General features: G+C 70.4%; 18 protein-coding genes. 9 read left to right on the top strand and 9 right to left on the bottom strand.

The features are described from left to right. Window positions 1-210: 210 nt before the first annotated feature. From katG to ACWEQO_RS02700, 4 genes are all read right to left on the bottom strand, one after another. Window positions 211-2,502 (bottom strand): catalase/peroxidase HPI, encoded by a 2,292-nt coding sequence (gene katG / locus ACWEQO_RS02715; protein ID WP_452978125.1) that lies wholly within the window; start codon window positions 2,500-2,502, stop codon window positions 211-213. 38 nt (window positions 2,503-2,540) lie between these two features. Continuing rightward, window positions 2,541-3,935: a LytTR family transcriptional regulator DNA-binding domain-containing protein gene (locus tag ACWEQO_RS02710; protein WP_452978122.1), complete on the bottom strand. Its 1,395-nt coding sequence runs from the start codon at window positions 3,933-3,935 to the stop codon at window positions 2,541-2,543. Window positions 3,936-4,437: 502 nt separating this feature from the next. After that, a complete protein-coding gene (locus ACWEQO_RS02705; protein ID WP_361448345.1) occupies window positions 4,438-4,833 on the bottom strand; it encodes a DUF2267 domain-containing protein in 396 nt (131 codons plus the stop codon). A gap of 90 nt (window positions 4,834-4,923) precedes the next feature. Beyond that, window positions 4,924-5,346, bottom strand: coding sequence for an Hsp20/alpha crystallin family protein (locus ACWEQO_RS02700; RefSeq protein WP_452978472.1), 423 nt, complete (start codon window positions 5,344-5,346; stop codon window positions 4,924-4,926). Between the two features lie 356 nt (window positions 5,347-5,702). Here ACWEQO_RS02700 and ACWEQO_RS02695 point away from each other — a divergent pair, with 356 nt between their 5' ends. Together ACWEQO_RS02695 and ACWEQO_RS02690 are read left to right on the top strand one after the other, a co-directional pair. Then, complete coding sequence (locus tag ACWEQO_RS02695) at window positions 5,703-5,984, top strand: type II toxin-antitoxin system Phd/YefM family antitoxin (RefSeq protein WP_452978119.1); 282 nt, start codon at window positions 5,703-5,705, stop codon at window positions 5,982-5,984. Between the two features lie 4 nt (window positions 5,985-5,988). Beyond that, window positions 5,989-6,270, top strand: coding sequence for a type II toxin-antitoxin system RelE family toxin (locus ACWEQO_RS02690; RefSeq protein WP_361448351.1), 282 nt, complete (start codon window positions 5,989-5,991; stop codon window positions 6,268-6,270). A 653-nt stretch (window positions 6,271-6,923) separates the two neighbouring features. On the opposite strand, the gene ACWEQO_RS02685 is transcribed toward ACWEQO_RS02690, so the two are convergent. After that, entirely contained in the window at window positions 6,924-7,139 is a 216-nt protein-coding gene (locus tag ACWEQO_RS02685; RefSeq protein ID WP_452978115.1) for a DUF397 domain-containing protein, read from the bottom strand. After that, window positions 7,136-8,080, bottom strand: a complete 945-nt coding sequence (locus ACWEQO_RS02680) for a helix-turn-helix domain-containing protein (RefSeq protein WP_452978112.1) — start codon at window positions 8,078-8,080, stop codon at window positions 7,136-7,138. The genes ACWEQO_RS02685 and ACWEQO_RS02680 overlap by 4 nt, the downstream gene beginning before the upstream one ends. A gap of 147 nt (window positions 8,081-8,227) precedes the next feature. Here ACWEQO_RS02680 and ACWEQO_RS02675 point away from each other — a divergent pair, with 147 nt between their 5' ends. Continuing rightward, window positions 8,228-8,806, top strand: coding sequence for an ATP-binding protein (locus ACWEQO_RS02675; protein WP_452978109.1), 579 nt, complete (start codon window positions 8,228-8,230; stop codon window positions 8,804-8,806). A 115-nt stretch (window positions 8,807-8,921) separates the two neighbouring features. On the opposite strand, the gene cutA is transcribed toward ACWEQO_RS02675, so the two are convergent. After that, window positions 8,922-9,245 carry a divalent-cation tolerance protein CutA gene (gene cutA, locus ACWEQO_RS02670; RefSeq protein WP_361448363.1) on the bottom strand — a complete coding sequence of 108 codons (324 nt, stop codon included), beginning with the start codon at window positions 9,243-9,245 and terminating at the stop codon, window positions 8,922-8,924. 405 nt (window positions 9,246-9,650) lie between these two features. Here cutA and ACWEQO_RS02665 point away from each other — a divergent pair, with 405 nt between their 5' ends. After that, a complete protein-coding gene (locus ACWEQO_RS02665) occupies window positions 9,651-10,646 on the top strand; it encodes a polysaccharide deacetylase family protein (RefSeq protein WP_452978105.1) in 996 nt (331 codons plus the stop codon). Between the two features lie 249 nt (window positions 10,647-10,895). Continuing rightward, window positions 10,896-11,462, top strand: a complete 567-nt coding sequence (locus ACWEQO_RS02660; protein WP_452978102.1) for a GNAT family N-acetyltransferase — start codon at window positions 10,896-10,898, stop codon at window positions 11,460-11,462. 37 nt (window positions 11,463-11,499) lie between these two features. Here ACWEQO_RS02660 and ACWEQO_RS02655 read toward each other — a convergent pair whose 3' ends face one another. Continuing rightward, window positions 11,500-12,306, bottom strand: coding sequence for a thioesterase family protein (locus ACWEQO_RS02655; protein WP_452978099.1), 807 nt, complete (start codon window positions 12,304-12,306; stop codon window positions 11,500-11,502). Between the two features lie 84 nt (window positions 12,307-12,390). Beyond that, the gene (locus ACWEQO_RS02650; RefSeq protein WP_452978096.1) at window positions 12,391-13,170 is read right to left on the bottom strand and encodes an IclR family transcriptional regulator domain-containing protein; all 780 of its coding nucleotides are present in this window, start codon (window positions 13,168-13,170) and stop codon (window positions 12,391-12,393) included. Between the two features lie 276 nt (window positions 13,171-13,446). Here ACWEQO_RS02650 and ACWEQO_RS02645 point away from each other — a divergent pair, with 276 nt between their 5' ends. From ACWEQO_RS02645 to ACWEQO_RS02630, 4 genes are read left to right on the top strand one after another with little or no spacing between them, the layout of a single operon-like run. Beyond that, window positions 13,447-14,412: an ABC transporter substrate-binding protein gene (locus ACWEQO_RS02645; RefSeq protein ID WP_452978093.1), complete on the top strand. Its 966-nt coding sequence runs from the start codon at window positions 13,447-13,449 to the stop codon at window positions 14,410-14,412. 26 nt (window positions 14,413-14,438) lie between these two features. Further along, entirely contained in the window at window positions 14,439-15,242 is an 804-nt protein-coding gene (locus tag ACWEQO_RS02640) for an ABC transporter permease (RefSeq protein ID WP_452978469.1), read from the top strand. Further along, window positions 15,239-16,030, top strand: a complete 792-nt coding sequence (locus ACWEQO_RS02635) for an ABC transporter permease (protein WP_361448381.1) — start codon at window positions 15,239-15,241, stop codon at window positions 16,028-16,030. Before ACWEQO_RS02640 ends, ACWEQO_RS02635 begins: the two co-directional genes overlap by 4 nt. A 38-nt stretch (window positions 16,031-16,068) precedes the next feature. After that, on the top strand, window positions 16,069-16,917 hold the full coding sequence (locus ACWEQO_RS02630) for an ABC transporter ATP-binding protein (protein WP_452978466.1): 849 nt from the start codon (window positions 16,069-16,071) through the stop codon (window positions 16,915-16,917). Window positions 16,918-17,233: the final 316 nt, after the last annotated feature.

The following is a 17,233-nucleotide window of genomic DNA, read 5'->3' as shown; positions in this document are numbered from 1 at the left end:
AATCCTTATTCAATAAGCACGTTACGCCGGACGGATCACACCGACAAGGGTGAGCTCCGTTCCGGGCCGGCTCATGCCGTTCGTCCGCGAACAGCCACCGTTCGTACCGGATGTGCCACCGTCGGGAGGAGCCGGGCCGCATGGCGCCGCGTCGCGCCGGGACCGGTGGCAGCCCCGGTCGATCGTCGCCCGTCGGCACCGGCTGACCGGTCACGACGCCTCCTCCGGTGTCCGGTCCCCGGTGGAGGATCGAGCGAGGTCGTACCGATCGAGGTTCATGACCTTGTTCCACGCGGCGACGAAGTCCCGCACGAACTTCTCCCGTGCGTCGTCGCTCGCGTAGACCTCCGCGACGGCGCGCAGTTCGGAGTTCGAACCGAAGACGAGGTCGACGCGGCTACCGGTCCACTTGACCTCGCCGGTGGCGCGGTCGCGCCCCTCGAAGGTCTCCGCGGCCGCGGAGGTCGGCCTCCATTCCGTGCCCGTGTCGAGCAGGTTCACGAAGAAGTCGTTGGTGAGCGACCCGGGCGCCGAGGTGAAGACGCCCAGCGGCGACTGCCGGTGGTTGGCGCCCAGCACCCGCAGGCCACCCACGAGGACGGTCATCTCGGGCGCGCTCAGGTTCAGCAGGTTCGCCCGGTCGACCAGCAGGTGCTCCGACGGCAGCCGCAGGTCGCCCTTGCCGCGGTAGTTGCGGAACCCGTCCGCGGCCGGCTCGAGCGGGGCGAAGGACTCCACATCGGTCCACTCCTGCGTGGCGTCCGTGCGTCCCGGGGTGAAGGGGACCTGGACGTCGTGGCCGGCGGTCCCGGCGGCCTGCTCGACGGCGGCGGCTCCGCCGAGCACGATGAGGTCGGCCAGCGAGATCTTCCTGCCCCCGGCCCGGGAGGTACGGGAGCTGTTGAAGGACTCCTGGACCTCCTCCAGGGTGCGCAGCACCTGTGCCAGCGTGTCGGGGTCGTTGACCTCCCAGCCCCGCTGCGGCTCGAGGCGGATGCGCGCGCCGTTCGCCCCGCCCCGCTTGTCGCTGACGCGGAACGTCGAGGCCGACGCCCAGGCGGTCGAGACGAGCTGGGAGACCGACAGCCCGGAGGCGAGGATCCGGCTCTTGAGCGCGGCGATGTCCGCCGCCCCGACGAGCTCGTGGTCCACGGCGGGGACCGGGTCCTGCCAGCGCAGCGTCTCCCGGGGGACCAGCGGTCCGAGGTAGCGCTGGATCGGGCCCATGTCGAGGTGCGTCAACTTGAACCAGACCCGGGCGAACGCGTCCGCGAGCTGGTCCGGGTTCTCCAGGAAGCGCCGCGCGATCGGCTCGTAGACCGGGTCCGACCGCAGCGCGAGGTCCGTCGTCAGGATCGTCGGGGCATGTGTCGTCGACGGGTCGTGGGCGTCCGGCACGGTGCCGGCCCCGCCGCCGTCCCTCGGGATCCACTGCCACAGGCCGGCGGGGCTCAGCTCCAGGTCCCACTCGTAGCCGAACAGGGTCTCGAGGAAGCTGTTGTCCCATGTCGTCGGGGTGGGCGTCCACGTGCCCTCGAGCCCGCTGGAGATGGTGTCCGCGCCCTTCCCGGTGCCGTAGCCGCTCTTCCAGCCCAGGCCCTGCTCCTCGAGGGGGGCGCCCTCGGGTTCGGGGCCGAGGTGGGCGTCCGGGTCGGCCGCGCCGTGGGTCTTGCCGAACGTGTGGCCGCCCGCGATCAGCGCGACGGTCTCCTCGTCGTCCATCCCCATGCGCCGGAACGTCTCGCGGATGTCCCGGGCCGAGGTGAGCGGGTCCGGGACGGTTTTCGGTCCCTCCGGATTGACGTAGATGAGGCCCATCTGGGCGGCGGCCAGAGGGTGCTCCAGGTTCCGGACGCCGCCGTGGCGCTCGTCGCCGAGCCAGGCGTGCTCGGGACCCCAGTAGACGTCCTCGTCGGGCTCCCAGACGTCCGCCCGGCCGCCGGCGAAGCCGAAGGTCGTGAAGCCCATCGTCTCCAGGGCGCGGTTGCCCGCGAAGATCATCAGGTCGGCCCAGGAAATCTTGCGGCCGTACTTCTTCTTCACCGGCCAGAGCAGCCGACGCGCCTTCTCGAGGTTGCGGTTGTCCGGCCAGCTGTTCAGCGGCGCGAAACGCTGCATGCCGGCCCCCGCGCCACCGCGGCCGTCGTGGATGCGGTACGTCCCGGCGGAATGCCACACCATCCGGATCACGAGCGGTCCGTAGTGGCCGAAGTCGGCCGGCCACCACTCCTGCGACGTCGTCAGCACCTCGTCGACGTCCCGCGCCAGGGCGTCGAGGTCGAGCGTTTGGAACTCCGCGGCGTAGTCGAAGTCCTCGTCCATGGGGTCGGCCACGGCGGGGTGTTTCCGGAGGATCCTCAGGTCGAGCCGGTGCGGCCACCAGTCGCGGTTGCCCGGGCCCCCGGTCGGGCGGCCGGGGTGCCCGGCCGGGGCAGGGAGGCCGAGGCCGCCCGCGCTCCCCGCGTTCCTCTGGCCGCCGACGGCGCCCGGACTGTCAGACACGGGATTCTCCTTCCGGGACACAGGGGGTGCCGGGAAACTCAGAGGTCCAGCGCGCGACGCACGGTCGGCGCGTTCCGCCGGGAGACCGGCACCATCTCCTTCCTCCGGTCGTCCATGACCAGAGACAGCTCGCCCTTGGGGCCGCGCTCGATCTCCCGGATGCGGCTGAGGTTGACCACGTACCGGCGGTGCACCCGCAGGAAGCCGACATCCGCCAGCTCACCGTCGAGCTTGTCCAGGCTCGGAGAAGCGGCTCGCAATCGCCCCTGATCGGTGGAGAGCCACACGTCGTTTCCCTGCGATTCGGCGAAGGAGACTTCCGGCAGCCGCAGCAGCACCATCCGGTTGTCGCGCGTCGCGACCAATCGGCGCGGCTGCATCCGAGGGTGCGCGGACCCCTCGGCCTGGGGGAACCGAGCTCCGTCGGAGGCACCGAACGAGACCAGGTTCCCGATCAGGTGCCCGGACGAGAAGACGGGTCGGATGCTGATCGATGTCGGCTCGTCGGCGGGGTGGGCGAGAATCTGCGTCGAGCCGATCCAGTCGGGATCGTGGGCTGCCTGCCTGGTGGCGTACCGGGCGGCTGCGATCAGTTCCGGCATCCCGGCGTTCCACCTCAGCGTGGGGTCGACCGCCGGGGTCGATGCCGGGACGCCCAGGAGCATGCTCGCCGTCTCGTCGGCCATCACCACCTGGCCCGCGGTGTCCACCGCGGCGAGCGCCGCACCGGAGCGTGTCCTGGCCCGGGTGTAGGACGCGACCAGCTCGGCGCCGCTGTCCCGGGCGCGCCTCCTCAGCGGGTGCTGGGTCATGGTGACCGCGTTCGCCAGCCAGCTCTCCGCGGACGCGGGAAGCCGGCTGCGCCAGCAGCAGATGTTCAGGACCGCGATCGGTTCCCTGGTCACCACGTCACGCACCGCGATGCCCGCGCAGACCCAGTCGTGGAACGCCTGGCACCAGTGCTCCGCGCCCCTGATCGCCACCGGGCCGTGCGCCTCGAGCGCCGTGCCCATGCCGTTCGTGCCGACCGCACACTCGGACCAGCAGAACCAGGGTGCCAGGTGGAAGTCGCAGGCTTTGGCGAGCGTGGCCTGGTCACCCCACTCGGCCAGGATCCGGCCAGTGGCATCGGCGACGGTGACGACGCCACCGAGGTTGCCCACCTCATGTGCCACGGAGGCGGCACGAAAACCCAGCTCGGCGAAGACGACATCGTGCTCGGGCGTACGGTCGGGCGCCGCGACGGCCACCGGAGCCTCTGTGAGGTGAGGATCGACACGGTACTGCTCCCGGCAGCGATGCCAGGAGAGCGCCACCAGGGGCCGGACACCCGGGACCTGGTCCTCGCCCTGCACGAACCGTTCCCACGCCGCGAGCACGGGGCCGCTGTCCAGGTTCGCCGAGATGGGCTCGAGCCGATGTACATCCCTCATGGTTCAGAACCACCCTTGGTCCATCCCCAACGCCCGACGGCGTGCGCGCGGTCCGCGTCGGTCGCCGTTCGTCGCGGCCGACCTGCAGCGGACCGGGTACTGCGTCGCGCGTCTTCCTGCTTCGTCACTGGTTCCGGGCTGTGCCACAGACCTGCACTCCCGCACCCCCCACCCTAGGTACCGTTGTCGGGCTGCGCACGTCCCGCTCCGGGCCGCGTGTGCGACATACCGCTCCTCGTCTCCCGGCCGGGCCCGGACAGCACACCCGCGGGCAAGGCGTGCGGCTCGCAGCAGTCGGCCCACCCGGTGGGCCGGTGCTCGGAGCAACGCCTGTGCCCGGCCGGACACGCAGGGTTTCCGCCGGCATGGGCTTCCGGTGAGCCACGCGATGCGCCGGGCCGGGCCGACAGGCGAGTCCGGAGCCACGGTGAGCTGCGTCCCGGAGACCGGTCCCTGCCACTGCGCCGTGCCCGGTCACGTCCCCGCTGGGATGGTGCAGTGGTCAGGTCGGCTGGGGGCGGCCGAAGAGCAGGTCGTAGCCCGGCGGCAGCTGGAGCAGGAGGCGGTCGACCAGGTCGTCGCCCGCGACGTCGGACACCACGCTGAGGACGGCACTGACGTCCCACGTCGCGGTCTTCTCGGTGGCGCCTTCGATCCAGGCCGCAGTCGCCCGGATGAACCGCTCCGGCGAAAGCGGTTCGTGCGCCTGGAGGGGGTTGAGCAGGACCAGCGCCAGCGTTTCCGGCAGCCGGGTGGCCAGCTCGGCGCGCACTTCGCCCACCAGATGAGCGCCCAGCAGGCCGAGAACGACGCGAGAGGATCGTTCCGCCTCTTCCTGGGTGGGGTATTCGCCGCGTTCTTGGACCGCAGAGAGGAACGCGTCCCAGCGCAGGTTCATGACGTCCTCCGAAGTGGACCGACCGAGGTCGAGCGGGGTACGCGGGCGGGAGTCCCCGGCCCGGGTTCCCGCCCGCCTCGTACTGCGGGTTCAGCCGTTGATCTGCTTGGGCGAGTCGCCGCCGCTGATGGCGATCCTGCGGGGCTTGGCCTGCTCGGCGACCGGGATGCGCAGCCGCAGCACACCGGCCTCATAGGAGGCGTCGATGTGGTCGGTGTCCAGGGTTTCGCCGAGGAAGAGCTGGCGGCTGAAGGACCCGGTGGGCCGCTCCGCGATCACGACCTCGCTGTCCTGGCCGACGCTCGGACGGCGTTCTGCCTTGACCGTCAGCACGTTGCGCTCGATGTCCAGGTCGATCGACTCAGGGGCCACGCCCGGCAGATCCAGTTCGACGACGAAGGTGCCGCCGTCGCGGAAGGCGTCCATCGGCATGGCCGTCGGCCTCGCGGCGGTGCCGAAGACCTGCTGGGTGAGCCGGTCCAGCTCGCGGAAGGGATCGGTTCGCATGAGCATCATCGGTCACTCCTCTCCCGAGACGGGATGCACATGGCGACAACACCTCTATATCTCACCTCAGTAAACTTGACAAGCATCGACTCAAAGCTCTTGGGGTCGAACGAAGCAGTGATCGAGGGCGGCAGCGACGCTGCGGTAGGCGCTGCCGTCGGCCAGGACGGGAAGTGCGCCGCGGGGCGAGCCGGCCGGTGCGTCGGCGGCTCGGGCACGGCCCGAACCCGAACGCCGTGACGTCCGCTCCGGGGTGGCCTGGCGTAAAGCGGTGACCGGCTCCTCCGCCTCGGCTTTCCCGCGCTTGGCTTTCCCGCGATCGGGCAGCCGATGTGTTCATGTACATCTGCTACATTCGTGACATGAGTGATCCGGTGATTGCGTCCATGGCCGAGGTGCGAGGCCACCTCGCCGACGTCATCGACCGCGCCCGGCGCGAGGAGATCCCGACGATCATCACGCGGCGCGGTAAGCAGGAAGCCGTTGTGATCGACATCGAGGAGTACCGGCGGCTGCGCGGGATCGCCGAGGAGGCCGAAGAGGCCTGGCTCAACAGGCTGGCCGACGAGGCCGAGTCCGAGGGGGTGGAGGGGTCGGTCTCGATCGAGGAGATGGCCGCCATGCTCCGGGACGGGCAGAACTGACCGCATGGGATACGTCACCCGCTTCACGCCGCACGCGCAGCGGGACATGCTCAAGATCCCGCGTCCGGATGCGCTGCGGATCCTGTATCGCCTCACCGAATTGCAGAAGGCCATGGACTCGGGGGACACGGCGGCATTCGACATCAAAGCTCTGCAGGGCCACAGCGCCCGATGGAGGCTCCGTGTCGGTGACTACCGCGTCGTCTACACCGTCGAGGACGGCCGACTGATCGTATGGGTCATGGCCTTGGGCAATCGCCGCGACGTCTACTGGCAGGTTCCCTGACGGGCGGCCGAGTACCGCACGGTTCGACGAGCAGGTGGCTTCGCGCTCGGGGGCCCTGGGCCTGTGGCGACACCCCTGCGGAAACCGCTCGACCACCGAACGGTCCCGCTTCTCGAGCAGAGCCACGGCCGCGGCCGGCGCGAGGAGCCCACTCGGTGAGATCAGTGGCCGAGTCGAGGCCGGTGATCCGGCCGTTCCTGGTGAGGCCCCGGAGCAGAGCGAGCGCGGCCGTGCTGGTTCCCGCACCGGTTTCCCCATGCAGCAGCAGGAGCTGCCGTTCGGTCAGCCGCTTCCAGCAGGAGACGTAGGACGGGGGACCCGCGAGGGCGCGCAGCCGGGAGACGACGTCGTCCGGAGGGTAAGGGCTCTCGCGGAAGCGCGGCTTGACGGCCTCGCCGTCCGCATCACCGTCGATGACGTTGCTGGTGATGCCCCCGGTGAACGACCCATGGCTGCGAGCCCGCGGCTCACGTGCTGTGTGTTGCTGTCGTACGTCGCCGGCGGATCCGGCGGGGCCCACGGGTGCCGCCCCGAAGGTCGCGAGCCGCCCACTGTGAGACCGGTCAGGGGACGGGAGCCGGTCAGGAACCCCGCGCACGTGAGGGCCCTGCCGTCCCGGAGGAACCGGCAGGGCCCTCACGCCCGTACGTGCGTCAGAGGCTCCGCGCCGACAGGGCCGACCCGACGAACCCCGCCCACGCGCCACGCGACACCGTGAGGAAGGGCCCGGGGGCGGCCTTGGAGTCCCGGACGTGCACCGCAGCCGTAGCAGCAGCGACCTCTACGCAATCGCCACCTTCGGCTCCGCTGTAACTGCTCTTGAACCAGGCGAGGCCGGACGCGACGGTCGAGGACTCAGCGTTGTTCATAGCGATCTCAGCACCCCTTCGATGAATTCCATTGACTCTCGGGAGGGGAGAGTTTGTGATCGGATAATCCCATATCGGGCGGCGGCGAGAGTCGTCTGTTCCGGGTCAGTTGTGAGAGCGCTGGTTCCCTGGACCTCGGCGTACAGGAACTTCTTGCCGTCCTTGCGTGTGACGATCGTGAACGGCCCGTCCACACCCGCGCTTTCCTCGCAGGACAGCGGCATGATCTGGATTTCGACGTTCGGCTTCTGGCCGATGAGCAGGAGATTCTCCAACTGCCCGCGCAGCACATCTCTTCCGCCGTACGGGCGCCGTAACACCGACTCGTCCATCACGAAGCTCAATAAGGGAGCGGGCCAGCGCTCGAAGATGTGCTGCCTCGCCTGACGTGCGACCACCCGCTGTTCGATCGTCTCAGGGGCAAGGACCGGGCGGCGCATCGCCAGCAGCGCCCTCATGTACTCCTCGGTCTGAAGCAGCCCCTTGACGACGAGGGTGTCGTACGAGACCAGCTCCACGGCCTCCTTCTCCAGCACCGCCATCCCCTGGAAGAACACCGGATACTGGGCCCGCTCCATCTCCTCCTTCCACAGGCGCAGCAGTCCGCCCGCGTTCAGGATCTCGTCCGCGCGGTCGATGGTCGCCGGGGACGGGATCCTGCGGCCCTGTTCGAAGGAGGCGACCGTGGAGGCCGAGTAGCCGAGGCGGTTGCCGAACTCCTGGCGGTCCAGGCCCTCCCGCAGCCGGAGCGTCTTCACGGTCTGCCCGAAGGCGGTGACCACGCCCTTCGCGGCGCCGTCCTCCGGACGCCGCGGGCCCCCGCCGTCGGCGTCGCCGTGCTCCCACCCGTCCCCGGGACCCACGACCGTGGCCGCGGTTTCGGCGTCATCGGGGGCCGTCCTCGTCCCCGTCGTCCCGTCCGTACCCGTGCGTTCCGTCATGGCTCACTGCCTCCTCTGCGAGAGCGCCCTGCCCGGGGCATCGCCACGCCGCACACCCCGTACCGGTGGAGACACCACACGTACAGACGATCCACGTCGGTGCGTCACCCCTGGTCACGCTACGCCACCAAAGGCACCGTGATCCGTATGACAGGAAAACCCGTCGACCCCACCGACACGGTCCGCACCACCACCCCCACACCCCACTTGACCCCCACTCAGGACGCGGGCGGGCAGGCGGACCAGGGCCGGGCCCCGCTCGCGGAGCGCACCTTCGCGATGCGCTTCACCTCCACACCGCGCGGGGCCCGCCTCGCCCGCCGCCTGACGGCCGTCCGCCTGGACGCCTGGGGCATCCCGTACGACACCGAGGCCCACGAGGCGATCGTGCTGATCGTCGCGGAACTGACCGCCAACGCGGTGGTGCACGGACACGTCCCCGGACGGGACTTCCACCTGCGGGTGCACGCCCCGGCCGACGGCCGTACCGTCCGCGTCGAGGTCTCCGACGCCCGCGCCGAACGAGCGCCCCGGAGCCCCGCCGTCGGCCCGGAGGCCGCAGGCGTCGAGGAGGCCGGTGGTCGAGGGCTGCTGCTCGTCTCGCATCTGGCGGCGAGCTGGGACTGGCACCCGCGGGCCGGCGCTCCGGGCAAGACGGTGTGGGCGCAGTACCTGCTCTCCGGCCGGGCCGCGCCGAGCGGGTCCGCGCCCTCGCGCGCGCGGTAGCACCGCGTACCCCATGGAGGCGACGGCACGTGAGTTCGACCAGAAGCCGCTGTCCCCGCAGCACGGTGCGGCGCGGGGCCTCACGGAGGGCAGCGGCGTGGCACTCGCCGCCTGATCAGCCCTTGGCCGTCTCCTCGCTCACCCAGGAGAGGTAGGCATCACTGCCGTGCGTGACCGGGGTGGCGATGATCTCCGGTGTGTCGTAGTCGTGCACCCGCTTGAGGTGCGCCTCCAGCTCCGGGTACCGCTCGGCGGTCGTCTTGTACAGCACGCGCCATTCCTGGTCCTCCCGTACCGCGCCCTCCCACCGGTACACGCTGGTGACCGGCCCGTCGATCTGCGCGCAGGCCGCCACCCCGGCCTCCACCGCGCCGGCGGCCAGGGCCCGGGCCTTGTCGGCGGTGTCGGTCGTGGTCAGAACGGTCAGGTACTCAGCCACAGTCGGTCTCCTTCGTACGGCGTCCTCGGACCGTACCCGGATGTGGCAGGTTCCCGGTCCAGGGATGTCCGGTTCCCGCTCGTCGATTCGGTCGGCCGGCTGCGTCGGCGTGCCCGCCCATGCCGAGGGGTCCGAAACTTTCGCTCGATAGTTTCGCCATTTCTGTCAGCGTCGTGAACGTTCTCTGTCGTAGGTGTTCAACTTGCGGCAGTTGGGTGCTTGAGCTGGTGTTTTGACTTCACTTCGCCTCTGGGAGGGTGTCGAAGTTTTCGAAACAACTACCGAAAGCATTGACGTTTGACGCGTGCAGGCCAAAACTGGCGCCGTCGTGGAACCTCCAGGAGAGGAAATCCCCCCATGAACGTGCTCGCCCAACCGAGGTGCCGCAGAGGAGGACCCACTCGTATGCGCACCAGACTCCGTTCGTCCTTACGTTCCCTGGTCACCGGGATGGCCGTCGCCGCGCTGGCCGCAGCGGGCACCGTCGTCGCCGACGCCGCTCCGGCGCAGGCCGCCGCCTGCAACGGCTATGTCGGACTCACCTTCGACGACGGCCCGTCCAGCGGCAACACGCAAGCCCTGCTCAACGCGCTGAAGCAGAACGGGCTGCGGGCCACCATGTTCAACCAGGGCCAGTACGCGGCCCAGTATCCGTCCCTGGTCCGGGCCCAGGTCGACGCCGGCATGTGGGTCGGCAACCACAGCTACACCCACCCGCACATGACCCAGCAGAGCCAGTCGCAGATGGACTCGGAGATCTCCCGGACCCAGCAGGCCATCGCGAGCGCGGGCGGTGGTACGCCCAAGCTGTTCCGCCCGCCGTACGGCGAGACCAACTCCACGCTGCGGTCGGTCCAGGCCAAGTACGGGCTGACCGAGGTGATCTGGGACGTCGACTCACAGGACTGGAACGGCGCCAGTACCGACGCGATCGTGCAGGCTGTCTCCCGGCTGGGCAACGGGCAGGTTATCCTCATGCACGACTGGCCCGCCAACACGCTCGCGGCCGTCCCGCGCATCGCGCAGACCCTGGCGGGCAAGGGCTTGTGCTCCGGCATGATCTCGCCGCAGACCGGCCGCGCGGTCGCTCCCGACGGAGGCGGCGGCGGTGACGGTGGCGGTGGCGGTGGCGGCGGTGGTTGTGCCGCGACGCTGTCGGCGGGTCAGCAGTGGGGCGACCGGTACAACCTCAACGTCTCGGTGAGCGGGGCCAGCAGCTGGACCGTGACGATGAACGTGCCGTCCCCGGCGAAGGTGCTGTCCACCTGGAACGTCAGCACGAGCTATCCGAGCGCGCAGGTGCTGACCGCCCGGCCCAACGGCAACGGCAACAACTGGGGTGTCACCATCCAGACCAACGGCAACTGGACCTGGCCGACGGTCTCCTGCAGCACGGGCTGACCGGCGCCTGTGGCGCGGTGGTCTCCGGCCGCCGCGCCACAGGTACGCGGCGCGCCCTGCCGCGGGCGGTGGTGGTGAGGAGAGCACCCGCGGCGCCTGTGGTGCCTGCGGTGCCCGCGGTGTGAAAAATCAGCGGACCCGGGAGTGGGCAGCGGGTTATGTTCCCTGGTGTTCGAAGGGGGCCCGACATGGCGAAGTCGAAGTGCATGGCCGTCAGCGCCTGCAGTCGAGAGTGAAGTGGTGGGCGCCATGAGCGACATGTGGACCGGTGAGAAGGTGCGCCTGCGAGGTGTCGAGCCTGAAGACTGGCAAGGCTTTCGTGACCTCACCCGGAACACCTTCGACGTCCGCAACGCCGACCTGGTCGATCCTCCGCGTTCTGCTGAGAGTTTCCGTTCCTGGACCGCTGAGCGGGCCGGGCGTCCGCCGGGGGGTGACGCGTTCCGCCTGGTGGTCGAGGTGCTGGCCGACCACGCGTTCGCAGGCTCTGTCACCGTCGGAGAGACCGACAGCCGTGCGGGACGCTTCAAGACGGGCATCGAGATCGGCCGCGAGCACCGCCGCAGGGGATACGCGGCCGAGGCAACCGCACTCGTCCTCACCTACATGTTCGCCGAACAGCGCTACAACAAGTGCGAGGTGGAGGTCCACGCCTTCAACGACGCCTCCCTCGCCCTCTACCGCAGGCTGGGCTTCGTCGAGGAGGGGCGGCTTCGCCAGCACGAGTTCTTCGCCGGTGGCCACCACGATGTCGTGCTGCTCGGCATCACCGCCGCCGAACACTGGGCCGCACACCAGCGCCCATCGGTGCGGTGATCTCCGCGTCACCCCTCCCCGCGTATGCGGCAGATCCTCATGCCCCCGGCTGGGGCCGGACGGTGAGGATCTGCTGGGCCTGGCCGACCGGGCCGTCGACGTCGTGCAGGACCGTGCTGGTGAGCCCCTGTCCGGACGGGCCGAAGGTGACCGTGGTGTCCAGTCCCGTCCAGGCGCCTCGTGGTGGGCGGTGGAGGTGGACGGTCAGGTCGACGTTGGGGAACATCCACGCCGTGGGCGGCTGCCGGGCGGCTATGCCGTTGGCGGTGTCGACGAGGGCGAGGTACGACGCGAGGGGGCTGACGGGCTCGCCGGCGACCAGGTCGAGCGGCGTGGAGAGCCAGGCGGTCGTACGTCCCGGCCGGGGCGGTGCGACCGGGCGGACGTCCAGGGAGGCGACGTAACCGCCGGACCAGACGTCGGACATCGGCCACGTGGCGAGCGACTCGGGCGGGGTGAGGCGGTCGTCGGGGCCGCCCGCGACCGCGGTGGTGTCGAGGCCGGCCAGGAGCCAGGCGCGGGCCCGGACGACCGGGCGGCCGGCGATGCGGACGACCGCTTCGAGGAGTTCGATGGTCCGCCCGGGACGGACGGTCTCCACCTGGATCTCGCACTCGTCGAGGGCGAGGCGGCCGAGGATGTCGTAGCTGATCCGGGAGAGCACCAGACCGTTGTCCGGTCCGGCGGCCCGATGGCGGTCGATGGCGTGGACCACGAGTCCGCCCAGCGGGCTGAAGTGCTGTTCGTCCGGGGCCCAGGCACCGCCCGCGTGCGTCGTCGGCTTGTAGCGGTGGTCGTCGACGGGCTCGAAGTAACTGTCCCGGGGCGCGGCGGGGGTGGACAAGGTCGTTTCTCCTTCGGTGACACAGGCGTTGCGGACGGCCGGGGCTCCACGTTCCGGAAGCGGAGCCCCGGCCCGTGCGGAACGTCAGCGGCGGACCACGTGCAGGTCCGCCTCGATGCGGGCCACGGTCGCCAGGAGGGCGGGCAGCAGGTCGCGGCGTACCGAGTCGACGGAGTTGCGGCTCGCGTGCACGGGGATGTTGACGGCGGCGACGACGGTGCCGTCCCCGTCGCGGACCGGGGCGGCCACGGTGCGCAGACCCACCTCGAGCTCCTGGTCCATGATGGCGTACCCCTGCTTGCGGACCCGCTGGAGCTCGGCGCGCAGCTGCGGCGGGGAGACGATGGTGCGGGGGGTCAGCGGGCGCAGCTCGCACCTGGCGAGGTGCCGGTCGAGCTGCTCGTCCGGGAGGTGGGCGAGCAACACCCGCCCCACCGAGGTGACATGGGCGGGGAACCGGGTGCCGACGGTGATGGTGGCGGTCATGATGCGGGCGGTGGGCACGCGGCTGACGTAGACGATGTCGTCGCCGTCGAGCACGCAGAGGGAGGAGGACTCGCGGACCTCTGCGACCAGTTTCTCGAGGTGGGGCTCGGCGATGTCGGGCAGTGAGGAGCCGGCGAGATACGCGTAGCCGAGTTCCAGGACGCGCGGGGTGAGGCGGAACAGCCTCCCGTCGGTGGTGACGTAGCCGAGGTCGGCGAGGGTGAGCAGAAAGCGCCGGGCGGCCGCGCGGGTCAGGTCGCAGATGCGGGCGACGTCGCTGAGGGTCAGTTCGCGATGCTCGCCGTCGAAGGCGCGGATGACGGCGAGTCCGCGCTCCAGGGACTGCACGAAATGGGCTTCCCGTTCCTGTCCACCCATCGGCGACCTCCCCGTTTGCATGCCGAACGTCGGTGCGGTGACAGAACGTTATGGCGGCGGCCGGTGACCGTCAACCGGTGCCGGACGACGGTTCCGACGGGTGCTGACGGTCGATGACCGCCCATTTCAGAGGTGGTCGAAGGTTGTTGAAAGTTGCCCTTGCCGAGGGGTTGACCCGCCATGGGGCGAACCATAGGTTCCCGGCAAGAACTCGGGTTCGGTCCGCGCACACATGTCTGCGCACACATCGAGAAGTGCATCTTTTGGGGAGGCCTTGTGCGTCGTCTGTCAGCCGGAGTCGCTGCCGTCGCTCTGCTCACGCTCACCGCGACCGCTTGTGGTTCGTCCGAATCCGGGTCCTCCGGCAAGTCGTCCGACGGCACCACCGCAGTGAAGGTCGGCGTGATCCCGATCGTCGACGTGGCCCCGATCTACCTCGGTGAGAAGCAGGGCATCTACAAGAAGCACGGACTCGACCTCACGCTGGAGTCCGGCCAGGGCGGCGCCGCGATCGTGCCGGGCGTGGTCAGCGGCCAGTTCCAGTTCGGGTTCAGCAACACCACCTCGCTCCTGGTCGCCCAGAGCCAGAACGTGCCGGTGCGGGCGGTCGCCAACGGCGTCGCCTCGACCGGGAAGGAGGGCGCCGACGTCGGTGGCGTCGTCGTCAAGGGCGACAGCCCGATCAAGTCGGCGAAGGACCTGGCCGGCAAGAAGGTCGCGGTCAACACGCTGAAGAACATCGGCGACACCTCCGTACGGGAGTCCGTGCGCAAGGCCGGCGGCGACCCCGAGAAGGTCCAGTTCGTGGAGCTCGCCTTCGACCAGATGCCCGCTGCGCTGCAGGCCGGACAGATCGACGCCGCCTGGGTCGTCGAGCCCTCCCTCGCCGTTGTCAAGGGCCAGGGCGGCCGGGTCGTCGCCTCCAACTTCGTCGACGTCTCGCCCGACCTCACCATCGCCCTCTACTTCACCTCCGACAAGCTGGCCCAGCAGGACCCGGAACTGGTGAAGAAGTTCGCCGAGGCGACCCGCGAATCCCTCACCTACGCCAACAACAACCCCGACGAGGTCCGCGAGATCCTCTCCACCTACACCAAGATCCCCGAGAAGACGCTGAAGGAGATGACGCTCCCCGGCTGGCCCGAGGAGCCGAACCGCGCCTCCATCGAGCGGCTGGGCGAACTCGGCCGGAAGGACGGCCTGTTCGAGAAGGCCCCCGACCTGGACAAGCTGCTGCCGTGACACAGGAAACCGCGACACGGACAGCCGTGAAGACCGACACCCCGGGCGCCCGCCGCCCGGGGCCGGGCAACGCCCTGCTGGGCCTCGCCGGCCTCGGCGGCTTCCTCGCACTGGTCGAGGCGGTGCCCCGGCTCGGCCTGGTCTCCCCCGACTACCTGCCGCCCACCAGCACGATCGCAGCCGCCCTGGCGGACGAGATCTCCGACGCCGCCTTCTGGACGGCGCTCGGCGACACCCTCACCGGCTGGGCGCTCGGACTGCTCATCGCCACCGTCGCGGGCATCGCCGCCGGCGTGCTGATCACCGTGGTCCCGTACCTGCGCGAGGCGACGGCCAGCACCGTCGAGTTCCTGCGGCCGATCCCCTCGGTGGCGCTGATCCCCCTCGCCGTGCTGCTCTTCGGCACCGATCTGCGCTCCACGCTGCTGCTGGTCGTCTACGCCGCCTTCTGGCAGGTCCTCGTCCAGGTCCTCTACGGAGTCCAGGACCTGGACCCCGTCGCGGAGGAGACCGCCCGCTCCTACGGCCTGGGCACCTGGGCCAGGATCCGCCACGTGCTGTGGCCGACCGCCCTGCCGTACGTCATGACCGGCGTCCGGCTCGCCGCCGCCGTCGCCCTCGTGCTCGCGATCACCGCCGAACTCATCATCGGCACGCCCGGTCTGGGCTCCCGCATCGCCGTCGCGCAGAGCTCCCACGCCGTCCCCGACATGTACGCGCTGGTCGCCGTCACCGGACTGATCGGCGTCCTGATCAACCTGGGCGCACGTGCCGTCGAGCGCCGCTCGCTGGCCTGGCACCAGTCCGTCCGGGGCGAGGTGATCCCGTGAAACGCCCGACCGTGCGCACCGCGGCCCGGCGGCTGCTGCTCGCCGCCGGACTGCCCGTCCTCCTCGCGACCGTCTGGTGGTTCGCCTCCGCCGGCAGCACCGACGTCTACTGGCCGCCGCTGAGCACCATCCTGGAGACCGGGCGCGAGGTGTGGACCGCCGAGCGCATCGCCGCCGACGTGGTGCCCAGCGTCACCCGGCTGCTCCTCGGCTACACCGGCGCGGCCGTCCTCGGCGTGGCGCTCGGCATCGTCATCGGCTCCTTCCCGCGCGTACGGGCCACCACCGAACCGGTGCTGGAGTTCCTGCGCGCCGTGCCGCCGCCCGTTCTGGTGCCCGTCATCATGCTCTTCGCCGGGATCGGCGACACCATGAAGATCGTCGTCATCGTCTCCGGATGCGTCTGGCCGGTGCTGCTCAACACCGTCGAAGGCGTACGGGCCATCGACGGCGTGCTGGCCGACACCGCCCGCTCCTACGGCATCGAGGGCCGCGCGCGCCTCGGCCACCTGGTCCTGCGCTCCGCCAGCCCGCAGATCTTCGCGGGCCTGCGCCAGGCGCTGTCGATCGGCGTCATCCTGATGGTCATCAGCGAGATGTTCGCCGCCAGCAACGGACTCGGCTTCGCCGTCGTCCAGTTCCAGCGCAGCTTCGCCATCCCGGGCATGTGGAGCGGCATCCTGCTGCTCGGACTGCTCGGCGTGCTGCTCGCCCTGGTCTTCCAGACGGTCGAACGCCGGGCCCTGGCCTGGTACCACGGCCTGCGCCGGTCCCAGAGGGCGTCATGAGCAAGGAAAGCGGCGTGAACGCCGGAAAGGGACAGCACATGCTCGACGTAAGAGGCCTGCGGAAGGTCTACGAGGGACACGGCCGGCACGTCGAGGCGGTGCGCGATCTCACCTTCTCCCTCGACGCCGGCGAACTGGTCTGTCTCGTCGGTCCGTCCGGCTGCGGCAAGACGACGCTCCTGAAGTGCATCGCCGGCCTGCTCGAACCCACCTCCGGAGAAGTTCTGCTGCAAGGTGACCGGATCACCGGCCCGCCGCCCGGCATGGCCGTCGTGTTCCAGGAGTACGGCCGCAGCCTCTTCCCGTGGCTGCGGGTGCGCGACAACGTCGAACTGCCGCTGCGCCAGAAGAAGCACCTGACGAAGGCCCGCCGCCGCGAACTGGTCGAGCACGCCCTGCACGCCGTCGGCCTCGACGACGCCGCGGGCGCGTACCCCTGGCAGCTCTCCGGCGGCATGCAGCAGCGCGTCGCCATCGCGCGCGCCGTCGCCCACGAGCCCGAAGTGCTGTTGATGGACGAGCCGTTCGCGGCCGTCGACGCCCAGACCCGCGCCGACCTCGAGGACCTGATCCGGCGGCTGTGGCAGGAACTCGGGGTGACCGTCCTCTTCGTCACCCACGACATCGACGAGGCCGTCTACCTGGGCGAGCGGGTCGTCGTCCTGTCCTCCTCCCCGACGGTGGTCCAGGAACAGCTGACGATCGACCTCCCGGCCGAACGCGACCAGCTGCACACCCGGGCCGACCCGCGCTTCACGGAACTCCGGACGCGGGTGTACGAGCAGATCCAGGCGGCGAAACGGGCGACGGGCGCCGTGCCGACCCGGAAGACGGACGAGGCCGTGGCCCCCGCGCCATCCACCCCGGCACCGGACAAGAAGCCCTGACCACCCCCGCTCCCGGCGGGCGGCCCACCGGGCTCCGGCGACACCCCGGAGCCCGGCCCGACGCCACCTCGTCCAGCGGCTCGCCGGGCGGCCCGCGCCCCAGGAGAGCAGCGCGGTATCCGGTGGCCCGCTGTGAGAGCCCCCGCCTCTCTGGACCAGGCCGGACAGTGGGGACCGGGGTCCGGGGCCATGAGACATCAGGCGGATGCCCGACCCGGGCGCCCTCTCCCTGATAGCGTCCACGGCATGTCTGCTGCTTCGTGCGCGGTCGCTTGCGCCGCGGTGACCAGGACGTCCCGCTAGCGGCGGGGCGTTC

Source organism: Streptomyces sp. NPDC004051 (assembly GCF_053604275.1).
This window is presented reverse-complemented; position numbering and strand designations above follow the sequence as displayed.